The 16,276-nt window shown below is 61.6% G+C and carries 13 protein-coding genes; 9 read left to right on the plus strand and 4 right to left on the minus strand.

All coding sequences use genetic code 11. The annotated features are described in order from the left end of the window. Positions 1-39 precede the first annotated feature (39 nt). On the minus strand, positions 40-918 hold the full coding sequence (htpX, locus tag AWX27_RS02735) for a protease HtpX (protein ID WP_033638291.1): 879 nt from the start codon (positions 916-918) through the stop codon (positions 40-42). 380 nt (positions 919-1,298) lie between these two features. On the opposite strand from htpX, the gene AWX27_RS02740 reads away from it, so the two are divergent. Genes AWX27_RS02740 through AWX27_RS02765 form a run of 6 tightly spaced genes read left to right on the plus strand, consistent with a single transcriptional unit; the run spans position 1,299 to position 7,142 of the window. Continuing rightward, positions 1,299-2,390, plus strand: a complete 1,092-nt coding sequence (locus AWX27_RS02740) for an ABC transporter substrate-binding protein (RefSeq protein ID WP_060419254.1) — start codon at positions 1,299-1,301, stop codon at positions 2,388-2,390. Positions 2,391-2,392: 2 nt separating this feature from the next. Then, on the plus strand, positions 2,393-3,433 hold the full coding sequence (locus tag AWX27_RS02745) for a FecCD family ABC transporter permease (protein ID WP_060419256.1): 1,041 nt from the start codon (positions 2,393-2,395) through the stop codon (positions 3,431-3,433). Continuing rightward, positions 3,430-4,215, plus strand: coding sequence for an ABC transporter ATP-binding protein (locus tag AWX27_RS02750; RefSeq protein WP_060419257.1), 786 nt, complete (start codon positions 3,430-3,432; stop codon positions 4,213-4,215). Before AWX27_RS02745 ends, AWX27_RS02750 begins: the two co-directional genes overlap by 4 nt. After that, positions 4,203-5,000 carry an SAM-dependent methyltransferase gene (locus tag AWX27_RS02755; protein WP_060419259.1) on the plus strand — a complete coding sequence of 266 codons (798 nt, stop codon included), beginning with the start codon at positions 4,203-4,205 and terminating at the stop codon, positions 4,998-5,000. The genes AWX27_RS02750 and AWX27_RS02755 overlap by 13 nt, the downstream gene beginning before the upstream one ends. After that, positions 4,993-6,300 carry an opine metallophore biosynthesis dehydrogenase gene (locus AWX27_RS02760; RefSeq protein WP_060419261.1) on the plus strand — a complete coding sequence of 436 codons (1,308 nt, stop codon included), beginning with the start codon at positions 4,993-4,995 and terminating at the stop codon, positions 6,298-6,300. Before AWX27_RS02755 ends, AWX27_RS02760 begins: the two co-directional genes overlap by 8 nt. Further along, entirely contained in the window at positions 6,297-7,142 is an 846-nt protein-coding gene (locus AWX27_RS02765) for a DMT family transporter (RefSeq protein ID WP_038877656.1), read from the plus strand. The genes AWX27_RS02760 and AWX27_RS02765 overlap by 4 nt, the downstream gene beginning before the upstream one ends. Before the next feature lie 67 nt (positions 7,143-7,209). Here the strand turns inward: AWX27_RS02765 and prc are convergent, their stop codons facing one another. From prc to AWX27_RS02780, 3 genes are all read right to left on the minus strand, one after another. Next, positions 7,210-9,258, minus strand: coding sequence for a carboxy terminal-processing peptidase (gene prc / locus AWX27_RS02770; RefSeq protein ID WP_033642845.1), 2,049 nt, complete (start codon positions 9,256-9,258; stop codon positions 7,210-7,212). Between the two features lie 19 nt (positions 9,259-9,277). Then, positions 9,278-9,988: an RNA chaperone ProQ gene (proQ, locus tag AWX27_RS02775; protein ID WP_033638287.1), complete on the minus strand. Its 711-nt coding sequence runs from the start codon at positions 9,986-9,988 to the stop codon at positions 9,278-9,280. A 96-nt stretch (positions 9,989-10,084) separates the two neighbouring features. After that, the gene (locus AWX27_RS02780) at positions 10,085-10,582 is read right to left on the minus strand and encodes a GAF domain-containing protein (RefSeq protein ID WP_060419263.1); all 498 of its coding nucleotides are present in this window, start codon (positions 10,580-10,582) and stop codon (positions 10,085-10,087) included. A gap of 255 nt (positions 10,583-10,837) precedes the next feature. On the opposite strand from AWX27_RS02780, the gene yebS reads away from it, so the two are divergent. The 3 genes from yebS (at position 10,838) to rsmF (ending at position 16,223) form a co-directional block, all read left to right on the plus strand. Beyond that, the gene (gene yebS / locus AWX27_RS02785; RefSeq protein ID WP_049198592.1) at positions 10,838-12,085 is read left to right on the plus strand and encodes a membrane integrity lipid transport subunit YebS; all 1,248 of its coding nucleotides are present in this window, start codon (positions 10,838-10,840) and stop codon (positions 12,083-12,085) included. Next, positions 12,054-14,684 carry a PqiB family protein gene (locus AWX27_RS02790; RefSeq protein ID WP_060419730.1) on the plus strand — a complete coding sequence of 877 codons (2,631 nt, stop codon included), beginning with the start codon at positions 12,054-12,056 and terminating at the stop codon, positions 14,682-14,684. Before yebS ends, AWX27_RS02790 begins: the two co-directional genes overlap by 32 nt. 102 nt (positions 14,685-14,786) lie before the next feature. Beyond that, positions 14,787-16,223: a 16S rRNA (cytosine(1407)-C(5))-methyltransferase RsmF gene (gene rsmF, locus AWX27_RS02795; protein WP_060419266.1), complete on the plus strand. Its 1,437-nt coding sequence runs from the start codon at positions 14,787-14,789 to the stop codon at positions 16,221-16,223. Positions 16,224-16,276 lie beyond the last annotated feature (53 nt).

The raw sequence follows: 16,276 nt of genomic DNA on the forward strand, positions 1-16,276 counted from the left end.
AACCCCGGCGAGCCGGGGTTTTTCCTTTCATTCAGCCGATTACTTCAGGTACTGGCCGGAACGCAGCGCTTCGATACGCTTGTCGAGCGGCGGGTGCGACATGAACAGCTCGCTGAACGACTTGGATTTACCGTTGATGCAGAACGCCATCATGCTGCCCGCTTCCTGCGGTTCGTAGCTGGTTTTCAGGCGCTGCAAGGCGGCGATCATCTTCTCGCGGCCCACCAGCTTGGCGGAGCCGGCGTCGGCGTAGAACTCGCGGTGACGCGAGAACCACATGGTGATGATGCTTGCCAGGATGCCGAACACCAGTTCCAGCACCATCGACACCGCGAAGTAAATCATCGGGTTGCCGTTGCCTTCCCCTTCGCCATCACGATTGCCCAGGAAGCCGGCGGCGACCTGCGCGATCAGGCGCGAAATGAAGATGACGAAGGTGTTCACGATGCCCTGAATCAGGGTCATGGTCACCATATCGCCGTTGGCGACGTGGCTGATTTCGTGCGCGATGACCGCTTCCGCCTCGTCGCGGCTCATGCTCTGCAGCAGGCCAGTGCTGACGGCGACCAGCGAGGCGTCGCGGCGCGCGCCGGTGGCAAAGGCGTTGATGTCCGGCGCGTGGTAGATAGCGACCTGCGGCATGGCGATGCCCGCCTGCTGCGACTGACGGCGTACCGTTTCCAGCAGCCAGTTTTCGGTTTCGTTACGCGGTTGTTCAATCACTTCCCCGCCGACGGAGCGCAGCGCCATCCACTTGGACATCAGCAACGACACGAAAGCGCCGCCGAAGCCGAACAGACCGGCCATGATCATCAGGCCCTGAACGCTACTGGATTGGATTCCTGTCAGGCTGAGCACCAGCCCGAAAACCAACATCACCGCCAGGTTGGTGAGCAGGAACAGAGCTATACGCATCATAAAATGTTTACTTCCTCATAAATGTTAACAAAACGCTGTCTAAGATACCCTAGATCGTATGGGCATTCGTCACAGTTTCAAGAGTCGCACGTCATTAACCTACTAAAAATACGAAACTTTACAAAAACGACGCGCGACCGGGATTTGGCAAATTGTAAACGATTGTTGCGCAAGGCGGAGGGATTTCTCAGAAAAAATTCTTGGCCCACGCAAAATGACGTCGAGAAAAATTGCCCGCACACTTTTTATGGCCGCCAGGCTCTCACCGCCTTCGCTCACGCAGCGCTCGCCTCGCCTCGCCTCGCCTGACAGGAAAGTTTGAATCCCGCGATTAATTGTTACATTATAACATCACAATTAATCGTAAAGGGATGTCAATCATGTTACCTCGCCTCGTCTGTATGCTGACTGCGTGGCTGCTCTTTTGCCACGTCGCGCAAGCTGAAATCCACCTCACCGACGCAGAAGGACGCCAGGTCACCCTGGCCGCCCCCGCACAACGCGCCTATATCGGCTTTTACTACGAAGATTTTCTGGCGGTGAACGGCCCGGACAGTTTTCAACAGGTGGCCGCCTTCTCTAAAAGCGACTGGGCCTTGCGCACCAGCCAATGGCCGCGTTATCAGGCGGCTCTGCCGCGGCTCGCTCAGCTGGTCGATGTCGGTTCGCTCTACAATCAGAGCTTTGACTTCGAACGCCTGCTGACCACGCGGCCAGACCTGCTGATCCTGGCGAAGTGGCAGCTCGACGGCTTCGCCAACTACCTGCCGGTGCTGCAACAGCTCAACATTCCTTACATCGTCGTCGACTTCAACCAGGGTGCGGAAGTCAAACTCGCCAGCATTCGGGCCATGGGTCAGGCGATGGGCCACCCCGAGCGGGCAGAACGGCTGGCCAGCGAGTATCGGCAGAGCCTTGAAGATACTCAGCGGCGTATTCGCGAGGCGCAGCTGCCGCCACCGACCGCTTATATCGAACTCGGCGACAAGGGGCCCGGCGAATACAGCAGCAGCTATGGCGCCTCCGTCTGGGGGCCGCTGTTACAGCTGGCCGGCGCCCGCAATATCGCCGCCGGCGTCGTCGGTAGCCCCGCGCCTTTACGCGCCGACTATGTACTGACCCAAAAGCCGGACGTCATTTTCCTCGCCGGCGGCGACTGGGAAAACATGCCAAACGCCGTACCGATGGGCTACGGCGCACAGGCGGCCCCCCTTCAGGCACGCCTCGCTCAGTACGCCCGGCGTGCCGGTTGGCCGCAGCTGCCGGCGATAAAAGACCAGCGCATCTATGCGCTCTACCATGGCGGCGCGCGCACGATTTACGATTTTATTTTTGTTCAGTATCTGGCGAAAGCTCTCTATCCGGCCGCGTTTGCCGACGTTGATCCCCCACGCAACCTGGCGCGGTTCTACCGCCAATACTTACCGATAGAGGCTGACGGCGTCTTCCTGCAACGCTGGCAAGGAGAGTAGCCGTGGCCCACACAGGACGTGCGTTTTTACAACGGCGCAGGCTGCGCCGCGGGCTATTGACGCTGGCGCTGCTCGGCGCGCTGTTGGCGGCCGCCGTCGTCGATCTGACCGTCGGCGCCGCGCACCTTAGCCTCTCGGATATCCTGCCCCTGCTCTGGCCCGGCTCCGCGCCAGGCAACGAGCTGCATCAGGTGGTTTTCTGGTCGATTCGCTTGCCGATGACGCTCACCGCGTTGGTCGTCGGCGCCAGCCTGGCGCTGGCCGGTCTGTTGATGCAGACCGTGCTGGCCAACCCCCTCGCCAGCCCGTATACGCTGGGGATCTCGGCCGCGGCGGGATTTGGCGCGGCGCTGTCGATCATCACCGGATTCAGCCTGGGTGGCGCGCTGGCGCTGGGCACGCCCCTGCTGGCTTCGTTGATGGCGCTGTTGGCCTGCGTGCCTATCTATCTGCTGGGACAGCGCCGCGGCATGACGCCGCAAATTTTGGTGCTGAGCGGCATCGTGGTGCTGTTCTTCTTTCAGTCGCTGCAATCCCTGCTGCTGTTTCTGGCCTCGCCCGAAGCCATGCAGCAAATCGTCTTCTGGCTGTTCGGCAGCCTGCTCAAAGCCAATATGCACGGCGTGGCGATCACCGGCGGCGTCCTGTTCTGCGCGCTGGTCGTCAGCCTGCGGCTGGCCTGGCGCCTGACCGCACTGTCCGCCGGCGAAGAACAGGCCCAGGGGCTGGGCATCAACGTCAGCGCGCTGCGCAAGCTGGCCTTTCTGCTGGCGACCTTACTGACGGCCGCCTCGGTCTCGTTTGTCGGCACCATCGGGTTCGTCGGGCTGATCGCCCCGCATTTCGCCCGTTTTCTGGTGGGCGAGGATCAACGCTATCTGATCTGCATTTCCGCCCTTTGCGGCAGCCTGTTGCTGCTGTGCGCGTCGATCGTCGCCAAACTGGTGCTGCCGAACGGCGTAGTGCCCATCGGCATCGTTATCGCCTTAATCGGCGTGCCGGTGCTGTTCTACTTCGTCACCCGACAGGTTAAACGCCCATGACTCAACTGACCCTCACCGGCGTCGGCGTCACGCTGCATCGACGTCAGCTGTTAGCCGACGTTTCATTGACCTGGCCGGAGGCAAAGCTCGGCGGCATCATCGGGCCCAACGGCGCCGGCAAATCGACGCTGCTCAAAGCGATCAATCGCATGCTGCCGCACAGCGGCGCTATCGCCTACCGCGAGCGCCCGCTCGATCCGAAAACCAGCCGCATCGCCTATGTGCCGCAGCTCAATCGCAGCGAGTCGGCGTTGACCGCGTTTGACATGGTGCTGCTGGGCAAGGTACGGCAGTTGGGGTGGCGCGTCAGCGCCGCACAGGCCGACGCGGTTGAACAGGCGCTGGCGGAATGCGGCATTTCCGCGCTTGCCGATCGCCCTTTCAACCGCCTCAGCGGCGGGCAGCGGCAGTTGGTAATGTTGGCGCAGGCCTTCGTCTCTCAGCCGCAGCTCATTTTACTCGACGAGCCCACCAGCGCGCTGGACATCCACCATCAGCTGCGCGTGCTCAATCAGATCGCCGACTACAGCCGGCGTCATCGCTGCATCACGCTGCTGGTGATCCACGATCTGGGGCTGGCGCTGCGCTACTGCCATTCTCTCACCTTGCTCGAGCACGGACGCGTCATTTGCCACGGCGACACCCATCAGATGATGGGGCACCCGATGATGTCCCGCGTATTTGGCGTCGGTATCGAAAGCGGCATCAGCCCCCAAGGCTACCCCTTTCTGCTGCCGACACAGCTGTTACACGCACACGGAGAAACCCCATGTACACTCTGACCAAGGCGGACATGCTGGCGCAACTCGCCGGCTTGCAACAGGAAATCCACCAGCTTCACCGTTCCGCCCAGCAAGATCGGCGCCATTTTTCCCTGCTGGAACGGCGCTTCAGCCGCCTGCAGGCCTTTAACGATCTGCCGCAGCTGCAGGCCTATCGCCGCAAGCTGGAAAACGATCGCTCGATAACGGCGCAAATCACCCAGCTGCGAGCGGTGGCCAATGCCGCCTTGTGCGATTACGAGAAGCATCGCGTCGCCACGCTCTGCCGGGAGCCGGCGCAGACCAACGCCTACCTGAACAGTTTCGATAGCGCCCTGCAGCTGGAGATCGCCGCCGCCGACATCAAACCCGGTGAACGAGTGTTGCTGGTGGGCAGCGGCGCCTTGCCCACCACCGCGCTGGCGCTGGTCGCCAGGCTCTCCGCCACCGTCATTTGCTACGATTGCGACCCGGCGGCCCAGCGTTTTGCCCGCCGCCTCACGCGCCATCTGGGGCTGTCACGGCAAATCCCCTGCATCGATAAATTGAACGGCCTGACCGACCGCGACATCGATCACATCATCATCGCCTCTCTGGTGGCGGACAAGCAGACCTTGCTGACGCAGCTGCGGCCTTTGCTGCCTCAGCGCGGCAAACTGCTGCTGCGCTACGGTAACGGCCTTAAGTCGATCTTCAACTGCCCTTATCACCATCTGGCTGCCCGTTCACCCTGGCGCGTCAGCGGTAAACCGGTTGCCACCCCGCTGTACGATCTCTTGATTTTGGAGTCTCATCGCCATGAATAATGCGTTTTCTACCCTGATCCTCGGCGCCGGTCCGGCGGCGATCCAATTGGCTGTGGATATCCAGGCCACGGCCGACACGCGCATCGGCCTGTACAATCGCCCCAGCGAGAAAGGACAACGCCTGAAGGCGCATCTGGCGCACACGCCCAGTCTGCATCTGGAAGGCGTCGGCAAGGCGCGGCAGACCCAGCGCGATGCGCAGGTGGCAGTAGACAGTTATTGCGACGATCTGTCGCTCATCGGCGGCGACTGGCAGCGGCTGATCCTCGCGGTGCCCGCCGATCGCTATTACGAGGTGCTGCGGCAGGTGCCGTGGGCCACCTTACCCCACCTGCGTTCGTTGATCCTGCTTTCCCCGTCCATCGGCTCCGGCCTGATGGTGCAAAGCCTGCTGCAGGCGGCTGGCCAATCCCACGTCGGGATCATCAGTCTGTCCAGTTATTACGCCGACACCAAATATCAGGATGCGGCGCAGCCCTATCGCGCCTTTACCAAAGCCTTTAAACAGCGGGTCTATCTCGCGGCCCAAAGCCCGGCGCCAGACTCCGCCGAACTCGACTGGATCGGCTCGGTGCTGGCGCGTCACGCTATCGACGCCCGGCGCTGCGACAGCCTGCTGGCCGCCGAGCGCTTCAGCATCACCAACTATGTTCATCCGCCGCTGGCGCTGGCCGACACCACGCTGCAGGCGATATTCCAGCCGCAGGCGCCGGTGCAATACCTGTATAAAACCTATCCCGAAGGGCCCCTCTGTCCCGAGGTTATCGCCGATATGCTCGAACTGTCGGAGGATTACAAAAGGCTGCTCAACCATCTCGGCGTCGAGGAGATCAACCTGCTGCGCTTTTTGAACGACGACAGCTACCCGGTTCCCTCCCGCATGGTGAGCCGCCGCTGGATTGACCATTTCCCGCAGCTCGCGCCGGCGGAACAACGCTATGCGCTGTTTACGCGCTATACCGCGCTGCTGGTCGATCCCTATTCCGAACCGGACGCGCAGGGTCGCTACTATGATTTTTCCGCCGTCAGGGTCGCCCGCGTCTTTCAGGATGCTCAAGGTCTGTGGTGCCTGCCGCGCGTGCCGCTGGAAGACGTGCGAAAACTCCGCACGCTGGTCTTGCTGGCGGAGCGGCTTGGCGTCGAGATGCCCACCGCCCGGCGCCTGTTGGCGCGCTTTCAGCAGGCGCTGCAGAGCTTCGTCACCCGGATCGGCGCCGAGCATTGCCATCATTCGCTGCTGGACGATACCTGCGACGAACAGGCGGCCATCACCTACCGTCAGTGGCGGGGGCAAGCATGAATCAGGGTGCGCTGCTGGCCATTTTCGCCTCGCTGATTTTCAGCGTCATGAATGCGCTGGTCAAAACCATCGCCGACGACATCCCCACCGGGGAAATCGTGTTCTTTCGCAGCAGCATCGGCTGCCTGCTGGTTCTGCTGCTGATGTATCGCCACGGCGTCGCCTTCAGCCGCGAGGACCGGCCGCTGCTGGTATTACGAGGCACTATGGGTGGGCTGTATCTCATCTGTTATTTTTACAGCATCGCCCACCTCACGCTGGCCGACGCCAGCATGCTGGCCTACCTGTCGCCGTTTTTCTCCATTCTGCTTTCCTTGCTGGTGCTGCGTGAACGGATCAGCGCCAACACCGCATTTTGGCTAGCGCTGGTCATCATCGGCGCCGTGCTGCTGGTGCGGCCGTGGCATTTCTCAACGTATACCCTGGCGTCGCTGGTCGGCGTGATGAGCGCGGTGTTCGCCGCTATCGCCTATCTGTCGGTCAACAAGCTCAGCAAGCGCCACCACAACTACGAGATCGTGTTCTATTTCCTGTTTATCGCGACGCTGATCTCGCTGCCGCTGATGTGGAACGCCTTCGTCTGGCCCAACGTCTACCAGTTTGCCATCCTGCTCGCCATCGCCCTGGTATCGCTGTTGGGACAGGTTGTCTTAACCCAGGCCTTTTCCTCCGATAACCTGATCGTGGTCTCGGTGGTGCGCTATATCGGCATCGTTTTCAATATTGCCTGGGGCTGGCTGTTCTGGCACGAAGTCCCGCTGTTGCTGTCGCTGATCGGCTGCCTGCTGGTGGTGGTTTCCTGCATCCGGCTCGGGCTGCGCCACCGCAAGAAAGCCGTCTGAGCAGCACGTAACGCGGCCATAAAAAAACGCACCCGAGGGTGCGTTTTTCATCCTGCCTCACGCGGCCTTATTTGGCCGGCGTTGGCTGCTGAGCGGGCTGATCTTTTTCCAGATGAGCCAGGTCCAGCGCGATATGCACGGTTTCATCCAGGTACGGATCCGGTTCCTGGTAATCCTTCGGCAGATCGTCGAGCGATTTCAGCGGCTTCTTGCCCGCACGTTCCAGGCGCTCGTTGATGCGTTTCAGACGGGTCGCATCGTCATCGTGGTTCTCTTTCTCGCGCACGGCCAGATTGAGGGACACGATGTTGCGTTTATCCTTCAGCGCCTTGTAATGCGCGATATCCTGCGCGATGTACTGGAACTCCGGATTCTGCGCGATGCGCTGCTGGTGATCTTTCAGCAGCTCCGGCTCGAACGGCGCCATATCGCCGGTCTTGCTGTAGGTCGCCGCATTGATGCTGTCCCACGGCATGGCGTTGTCTTCAAACGCTTCGCCGGTTTCCGCCGGATCGACGCCGGTCGGCATCAGAATGTCCGGGGTTACCCCTTTGCGCTGGGTGCTGCCGCCGTTGACGCGGTAGAACTTCTGAATGGTGTACTGCACCGACCCCAGCGCCGGCCACTCAGGGCGCAGCATCTGATCGTAGATGCGGTTCAGCGAACGGTACTGCTGCACGGTACCTTTACCGAAGGTCGGTTCGCCGACGATCAGCGCGCGGCCGTAATCCTGCATCGCCGCCGCGAAGATCTCGGAGGCGGAGGCGCTGAAGCGATCGACCAGCACCACCAGCGGGCCTTTGTAGTAGGTCACGCCGTCGGTGTCGGCGTCTTCACGCACTTTGCCGTTGTTGTCGCGCACCTGCACCACCGGGCCGCTCGGAATGAACAGGCCGGACAGCGACACCGCTTCGGTCAGCGCGCCGCCGCCGTTGGTGCGCAGATCGATGATCACGCTCTTGACGTTTTGCTTGGCCATCTTCTGCAGCTGCACTTTCACGTCATCGGTCAGACCGACGTAGAAGCCTGGGATGTCGAACACCGCCACCTTCTCTTTGCCGACGGTCTTGATGGTCATTTTCACCGCGCGGTCTTCCAGGCGGATGCGCTCGCGGGTCAGGGTGACCACGCGGGTTTTGGTGCCCTTGCCGGCCGGCAGGATCTCCAGGCGCACTTTGCTGCCTTTCGGCCCTTTGATCAACGACACCACGTCGTCCAGGCGCCAGCCGATCACGTCCACCATCGGTTTGCCGGCCTGGCCGACGCCGACGATGCGATCGCCCACGGTGATCGCCTTGCTCTTCGCCGCCGGGCCGCCCGGCACCATCGAGTTGATCAGGGTGTAGTCGTCATCCATCTGCAGCACCGCACCGATGCCTTCCAGCGACAGGCTCATCTCGGTGTTGAACTGCTCGGTGTTGCGCGGAGACAGATAGTTGGTGTGCGGGTCGATTTCATGCGCAAAGGCATTCATCGCCAGCTGGAAGACGTCTTCACTGTTGCTTTGCGTCAGGCGCTTGATGGCGAACTGATAACGCTTGGTCAGCGTGTCGCGGATTTCTTTGTCGGTCTTGCCGGTCAGCTTGAGGTTCAGCTCGTCATAGGTGACTTTCGCATCCCACAGGCTATCCAGCTCGGCCTTGTCTTTCGGCCACGGCGCTTTGCTGCGGTCGAGATCGATAGTGCCGTTGCCGGTGAAGTTCATCGGCTTGTCCAGCAGCGACAACGCATAGGTGTAACGCTCGAAACGGCGTTTCTGCGCCAGATTGAACAGCGCGTAGAAGGTATCCAGCTTGCCGGTTTTCAGCTCTTCGCCAACCTGATTGCGTTTGCCGGCGAACTGCGCCACGTCGGAGGCCAGCAACACGTTATGGTTGTAGTCCAGCATGTTCAGGTAGCGATCGAAGATCTTGCCTGAAAACTCCGCGTCGAGGGCGAACTGGCGGTAATGAGAGCGAGTGAAGCGCGAGGTCACGCGCTCACTCACCGTAGCGTGCTGGGGTTCCTGTTGCAGTTGGGGCAGTTGGCCGATGCGGATGTTGGCTGTTTCCGCGCCGTAACTGACACCCGCCCACAGCAGCCCTGCAATCGCTGTTAATCTGACGAATTTGTTCATGCCTTGGTTGGCCTCCGTATCAGAACTGCAAGTGTTCTGCGCGCACAATCATCGCCAGACCGGAAGAGAGCTGCACACGTACGCCATCTTTAGCGATTTCGAGTACGGTAGCATCCATCGCGCTCTTGCCTGCTCTGACTTTGATTTCCTGGCCAATTTGCAGTTTAGAGATATCCGTGACTGGCGCATAACGCGGCTGGTTTTCCTCTTTTGCTGCACGAGGTTGACGAGCTGGCTGTGGGCGAGTTTGTGGGCGCGGCTTGCGGTTTTCCGGCGCGGCTCCGCCTTCGCGACGTGCAGCAGGCTTTTTACCGGCTGGGCGCGGACGGCGTGGCGCGGCATCGGCAGATTCACCGGCGGCTTCACGTTTTTTGGCGTTTTGTTCGGCACGCTGTGCCTGAACGCGCGCTTTGGCTTCTTCAAGCTGCTGGCGAGCATGATCGACATGCTGCTGTTCCAGTTCACCGCACGGATTGCCGTCCAGGTCGACGCGCTGCGCGCCAACTTTGACGCCGTACAGGTAACGCCAGCTTGAGGTGTACAGGCGCAGGGCAGAACGCAATTGCGTTTTGCTGAGATTCTCTTCCCCCTGCACGCGCTCTACCAAATCCTGAAAAATACCGATTTTCAGCGGACGAGCTTCGCCTTCGGCGCTAAAGCAGAGCGGAAAACGCTCGGCAAGAAAAGCAATGACTTCTTTACTAGAGTTCAACTTAGGTTGATTTTCCATGAAATTTCCTGATTACAACGGTATTGCCAACAAGCCACAGGCATGAACAGGCGTCATTATAATGACGCCATCGGTAATTGCCACGTTAACCGTCGATCAACTTGCCGCTACAGTCACATATTTCGCACTGTCACACTGTTCCAGTTGCTCACAAAGCCCCGCCACCACTGCTTTCAGGCCCGCTTGATCCTGTTCGTCGAAGCGTTGATAAACCGTGCTGTCGATATCCAAAACGCCGATCACCCGGCCGCCAACCGCCAACGGCAGCACGATTTCCGCATTGCTGGCCGCATCGCAGGCGATATGGCCCGGGAACGCATGCACGTCGCCGACGCGCTGCACGCGATTTTCCGCCACCGCCGTGCCGCACACGCCCTTGCCCACCGGGATGCGCACGCAGGCGATCTTGCCCTGGAACGGCCCCAGCACCAGCTGGTCGCCATCCATCAGATAGAAACCGACCCAGTTCACGTCATCCAGACGCTCGTTGATCAACGCGCTGGCGTTGGACAGCGCCGCGATAAAGTTGGTCTCCCCGCCGAGCAACGCGCTCAGGTCACGTTTTAATTCCGCGTAGAATTGTTCTTTTGTCATGTGATAACCATTGAAACAGTGAAGATGGCCAGAAGCCCAAAGCTTAGGCCCTATAAAATAAGCATTAAATGCGTATAGCCACAAGGTTAATCATCTGTTGCTTCACAAAACCCTGCCGCTCGGGGTATGTTTGCCGCTCAGAATCCCGGTTTACCTCGTTTTACCGTCCGGCGCCCGATCGCCGGTGACGCGGCCGGTTTATTTTTCAGCTACGCTGACAGTTCCGGCGGGCTCAAGGGCAGCTACTTGTCAAAGATGAAAATACACGCGATCACCGCCCCCCTTTCCAAAGCGCGCCACCAGCGCTGCTGCGAGTGCGACCTGCTGTTCGTGCTGCCGCCGCTCAGCGGCAATCAGGCCGCCTATTGCCCGCGCTGCAACGCCAAGGTGGTGAGCGGCCGCGACTGGTCGATGACGCGCCTGACCGCCATGGCGATCGCCATGCTGCTGCTGATGCCGTTCGCCTTCACCGAGCCGCTGATCAGCATCCGCCTGCTCGGCACGCGCATCGACGCCAGTTTGCTGGAGGGCATCTGGCAGATGAGCCGTCAGGGCGATCCGCTGACCGCCAGCATGGTGGCGTTCTGTACCCTCGGCGCCCCGCTGACGCTGGCGCTGTCGCTGCTCTACCTGCGCTTCGGCCACGCGCTCGGCATGAATCTGCGCCCGGTGCTGCTGATGTTGGAGCGGCTGAAAGAGTGGGTGATGCTGGACATCTATCTGATCGGCATGGCGGTGGCGGCGATCAAGGTGCAGGATTATGCCGACATCCAGGCGGGCAGCGCGCTGATCGCCTACCTGTCGCTCACCCTGCTCAGCATCCTGACGCTGATCCACGCCAACCTGGAGCAGCTGTGGGAGCGTTACTACCCGCAGGAGCAGCCGGAAGGCCCGCCGGCGGCGCTGCATATTTGCCTGTCCTGCCACTATACCGGCTACCCCGACGCGCGCGGCCGCTGCCCGCGCTGCCACGTGCCGATGTGCCACCGCCAGCCCTACAGCCTGCAGAAAACCTGGGCGGCGCTGATCGCGGCGATGATCCTGCTGATACCGGCCAACCTGCTGCCGATTTCCATCATTTACGCCAACGGCGCGCGGCTCGAAGACACCATCTTCTCCGGCGTGGTCTCGCTGGCCACCTCCGGCAACGTGCCGATCGCCGCCATCGTGTTCATCGCCAGCGTGCTGGTGCCCTTTACCAAGGTGATCGTGCTGATCACGCTGCTGTTCAGCATTCACTTCAAAACCTCGCACAGCCTGAAGACGCGCATTCGTCTGCTGCGCCTGGTCACCTGGATCGGCCGCTGGTCGATGCTGGATCTGTTCGTTATCGCCTTGATGATGTCGCTGGTAAACCGCGACCAGCTGTTATCTTTTACTATGGGACCGGCCGCGTTTTACTTTGGCTCGGCGGTCATTTTGACTATTCTTGCCGTTGAGTGGCTGGATAGCCGATTGATTTGGGATGCACATGCAACAGGAAACGCCGACTATACCGACTGAAGCGCGGGTCAAGAACAAGCGCCGCATTTCACCGTTCTGGTTACTGCCGTTCATCGCCCTGCTGATCGCCGGGTGGCTGGTCTATAACAATTTCCAGGAGCGCGGTACCACCGTCACCATCGATTTCCAATCGGCGGCGGGCATCGTCGCCGGCCGCACGCCGGTGCGCTACCAGGGCGTTGACGTCGGCACGGTGCAGAAGATCAGCCTGAGCAAAGATCTGCGCAGCATCGTGGTGGAAGCCAGCATCAAAAGCGATCTGGAAGACTCGCTGCGCGAAGGCACCCAGTTTTGGCTGGTGACCCCCAAGGCTTCGCTGGCCGGGGTCTCCGGGCTCGATGCGCTGGTCGGCGGCAACTATATCGGCATGATGCCCGGCAGCGGCAAGGCGCAAACCCACTTTGCCGCGCTCGATACCCAGCCGAAATACCGCCTGAACACCGGCGAGCTGATGATCCATCTGCACGCCGACGATCTGGGCTCGCTCAACAGCGGCTCGCTGGTCTACTACCGTAAAATCCCGGTCGGCAAGGTGTACGACTACACCATCAGCGAAGGCAATAAGGGCGTGACCATCGACGTACTTATCGACCGCCGCTTCGCCCATCTGGTGAAAAACAACAGCCGCTTCTGGAACGTCTCCGGCTTCAAGGGCGATTTCAGCCTGTCCGGCGCGACGGTACAGATGGAGAGCCTGGCGGCGCTGGTCAACGGCGCCATCGCCTTCGATTCGCCGGCCGATGGCCAGCAGGCCAAGGGCGACCAGAGCTATGCCCTGTATCCCGATCTGGCCCACAGCCAGCGCGGCGTCAATATCCTGCTGGATCTGCCGAGCGGCAACAACCTGAGTGAAAACCGCACGCCGCTGATGTACCAAGGGCTGCAGGTCGGCACCCTGACCAAGCTGACGTTGCAGCAGGACAGCAAAGTGGTCGGTGAACTGACCATCGATCCTTCGGTGGTCGATCTGATGCGCAGCGGCACCCGCATCGTGATGCGCAGCCCGCGCATCAGCCTCAACGACGCCAAGCTCAGCCAGCTGCTGACCGGCACCACGCTGGAGCTGGTGCCGGGTGAAGGCGAGCCGCAGCAGCGCTTCAACGTGCTGGACAGCAGCGAGACGCTGTTGCAACAGCCTGGCGTGCTGACCGTCACGCTGAATGCGCCGCAAAGCTACGGCATCGACGTGGGGCAGCCGTTGGTGGTGCACGGCGTGAAAGTCGGCCAGATCCTGAGCCGCACCCTGACCGCCGGCGGCGTGGTGTTCACCGCCGCCATCGACGCCCAATATCGCGGCCTGCTGCACAAAGACAGCAAATTCGTGGTCAACAGCCGCCTCGACGTCAAGCTGGGCATCGACGGCATGGAAGTGCTCGGCGCCAGCGCCCAGGAGTGGGTAGACGGCGGCGTGCGCATTATTCCCGGCAGCAAGGGGGAACCGGGCGGCCAATACCCGCTGTACGCCAACAGCGAGAAAGCCGAGGAAGGCATCGTCGGCAACGCCCCGGCCACCACCCTGACCCTCAGCGCCACCAGCCTGCCGGACGTGCAGGCCGGTTCGGTGGTGCTGTATCGCAAATTCCAGGTGGGCGAAATCGTCAACGTGCGGCCAAAGGCCAACGAGTTTGAGGTGGACGTCTACATCAGCCCGGAATACCGCAAGCTGCTGACCCGTGAAAGCATCTTCTGGGCCGAAGGCGGCGCCAAGGTGCAGCTCAACGGCAGCGGGCTGACGGTGCAGGCTTCGCCGCTTAACCGCGCGCTGAAAGGCGCCATCAGCTTCGACAACCTGCAGGGCGTGACGCTCAACAAGGGCGCCAACCGCGTGCTGTACGCCAGCGAAACCGCCGCTCGCGCGGTGGGCAGCCAAATCACGCTGAAAACCTACGACGCCAGCAAGCTGTCGGCGGGCATGCCGCTGCGCTACCTCGGCATCGACGTCGGCCAGGTGGAGTCGCTGCAGCTGGCGCCGGAGCGCAACGAAGTGTTGGCCAAAGCGGTGCTGTATCCGGAATACGTGCAGACCTTCGCGCGTCTGGGCAGCCGCTTCTCGATCGTCTCGCCGGAGATCTCCGCCGCCGGCGTCAGCAACCTCGATACCCTGCTCCAGCCTTATATCAACGTGGAGCCGGGGCGCGGCCGCGAGATGCGCACCTTCGAACTGCAGCAGGCCAGCATCACCGACTCGCGCTATCTCGACGGCCTGAGCGTGGTGCTCGACGCTGCCGAAACCGGCTCCCTGCAGATCGGCACGCCGGTGTTGTTCCGCGGCGTGGAGGTCGGCACCATCACCGGCTTCTACCTTGGCGCCATGTCAGACCGGGTTCATGTCGCGCTGCGCATCAGCAAGAAGTATCAGCATCTGGTGCGCAACAACAGCGTGTTCTGGCTGGCTTCGGGGTACAACCTGCAGTTCGGCCTGACCGGCGGCGTGATCAAGAGCGGCACCTTCCAGCAGTTCATCCGCGGCGGTATCGCCTTCGCCACGCCGCCGACCATTCCGCTGGCGCCGAAAGCGACGCCTAACAAACACTTCCTGCTGAATCCGGAAGAGCCGAAGGACTGGAAAACCTGGGGCACCGCCATTCCGCGCGATTAAATTTCGCATTTTCCTCAGGGCCCGGCATTGTCGGGCCCTGTTTTTTTCCGCTTTGTGATAAACTCTCGCCCTTGTCTTTATTGCACCCTGAGAGTTCGCCCCGTGGCCAAATCCACCGCCGTTTTTCTGCCCCCCGCTTTCCTTGACGCCACCCGCGCCATCATGCCCGCCGAGCTGGCGATGGAAGATTTTATCGCCGCCTGCCAGCGCCCGCTGCGCCGCAGCCTGCGCGTCAACACGCTGAAAATCAGCGTCGCCGACTTCCTGGCGCTGGTGCAGGATTACGACTGGCGACTGGAGCCCATCCCCTGGTGCGCGGAAGGGTTCTGGATCGAGCGCGACGATGAAGAGCTGCGTCTGGGCAGCGCCGCCGAACACCTGAGCGGCCTGTTCTACATTCAGGAGGCCAGTTCAATGCTGCCGGTCAGCGCGCTGTTCGCGGGCGGCGCAGTGCCGAATCGGGTGCTGGACGTGGCGGCGGCACCAGGCTCCAAAACCACCCAAATCGCCGCGTTAATGGGCAATCAGGGCGGCATCGTCGCCAACGAATACTCCGCCAGCCGGGTAAAAGTGCTGCACGCCAATATCAGCCGCTGCGGCGTGAAGAACGCCGCGCTGACCCACTTCGACGGCAGGGTGTTCGGCGCCGCGCTGCCGGAGAGCTTCGACGCCATTCTGCTCGATGCCCCCTGCTCCGGCGAAGGCGTGGTGCGCAAGGATCCGGACGCCATGAGCAACTGGTCGCCACAGAGCGTGGCCGAAATCGCCGCCACCCAACGCGAACTGCTCGACAGCGCGTTTCATGCGCTGGCGCCGGGCGGCGTGATGGTTTACTCCACCTGCACGCTCAATGCGCAGGAAAACCAGCAGGTGGTGCGCTGGCTGCTGGACACCTACGGCGACGCGGTCAGCGTCGAGCCGCTGGGTGCGCTGTTCCCCGGCGCCGACAAGGCGCTGACTGCCGAAGGCTTCCTGCACGTCTTCCCGCAGATTTACGACAGCGAAGGCTTTTTCGTCACCCGCCTGCGCAAACAGCGCGCCGTGGCGCCGTTGGCGAAGCCGACCTACAAGGTGGGTAAATTCCCGTTCAGCCCGCTGTCCGGCAAAGAGGCGGCGCTGGTCGCCCAAGCCGCCGCCGCATCCGGCTTAACCTGGGGCGATGACAGCCGGCTGTGGGAGCGCGACAAGGAGCTCTGGCTGTTCCCGGCCGAGCTGGAACCGCTGTTCGGTAAAGTGCGCTTCTCACGTATCGGCCTCAAGCTGGCGGAACGTTTCCCGAAAGGTTTCCGCTGGCAGCACGAGGCGGCGATCGCGCTGGCCGGCACCGGCGGCAAAACGCATTTCGAGCTGGACGCCGCGCTGGCGCAAGAGTGGTATCACGGCCGCGATCTCTACCCGGAGCAGCCGCCGGCCGGCGATGAATGCATCGTCACCTACCAGGGCCAGCCGCTGGGCATCGCCAAGCGCATCGGCAGCCGCATCAAGAACAACCTGCCGCGCGAGCTGGTGCGCGACGGCGCGCTGGATTTTCACCTGTAATCGCTCCGGTGCCGGGGAACCGCCTTCCCCGGCGCCAAAATAATGCTAATAAT

The sequence above is a fragment of the Serratia sp. 2880STDY5682894 genome (assembly GCF_001537385.1).
In the GTDB taxonomy this organism is placed as follows: Bacteria; Pseudomonadota; Gammaproteobacteria; order Enterobacterales; family Enterobacteriaceae; genus Serratia; species Serratia nevei.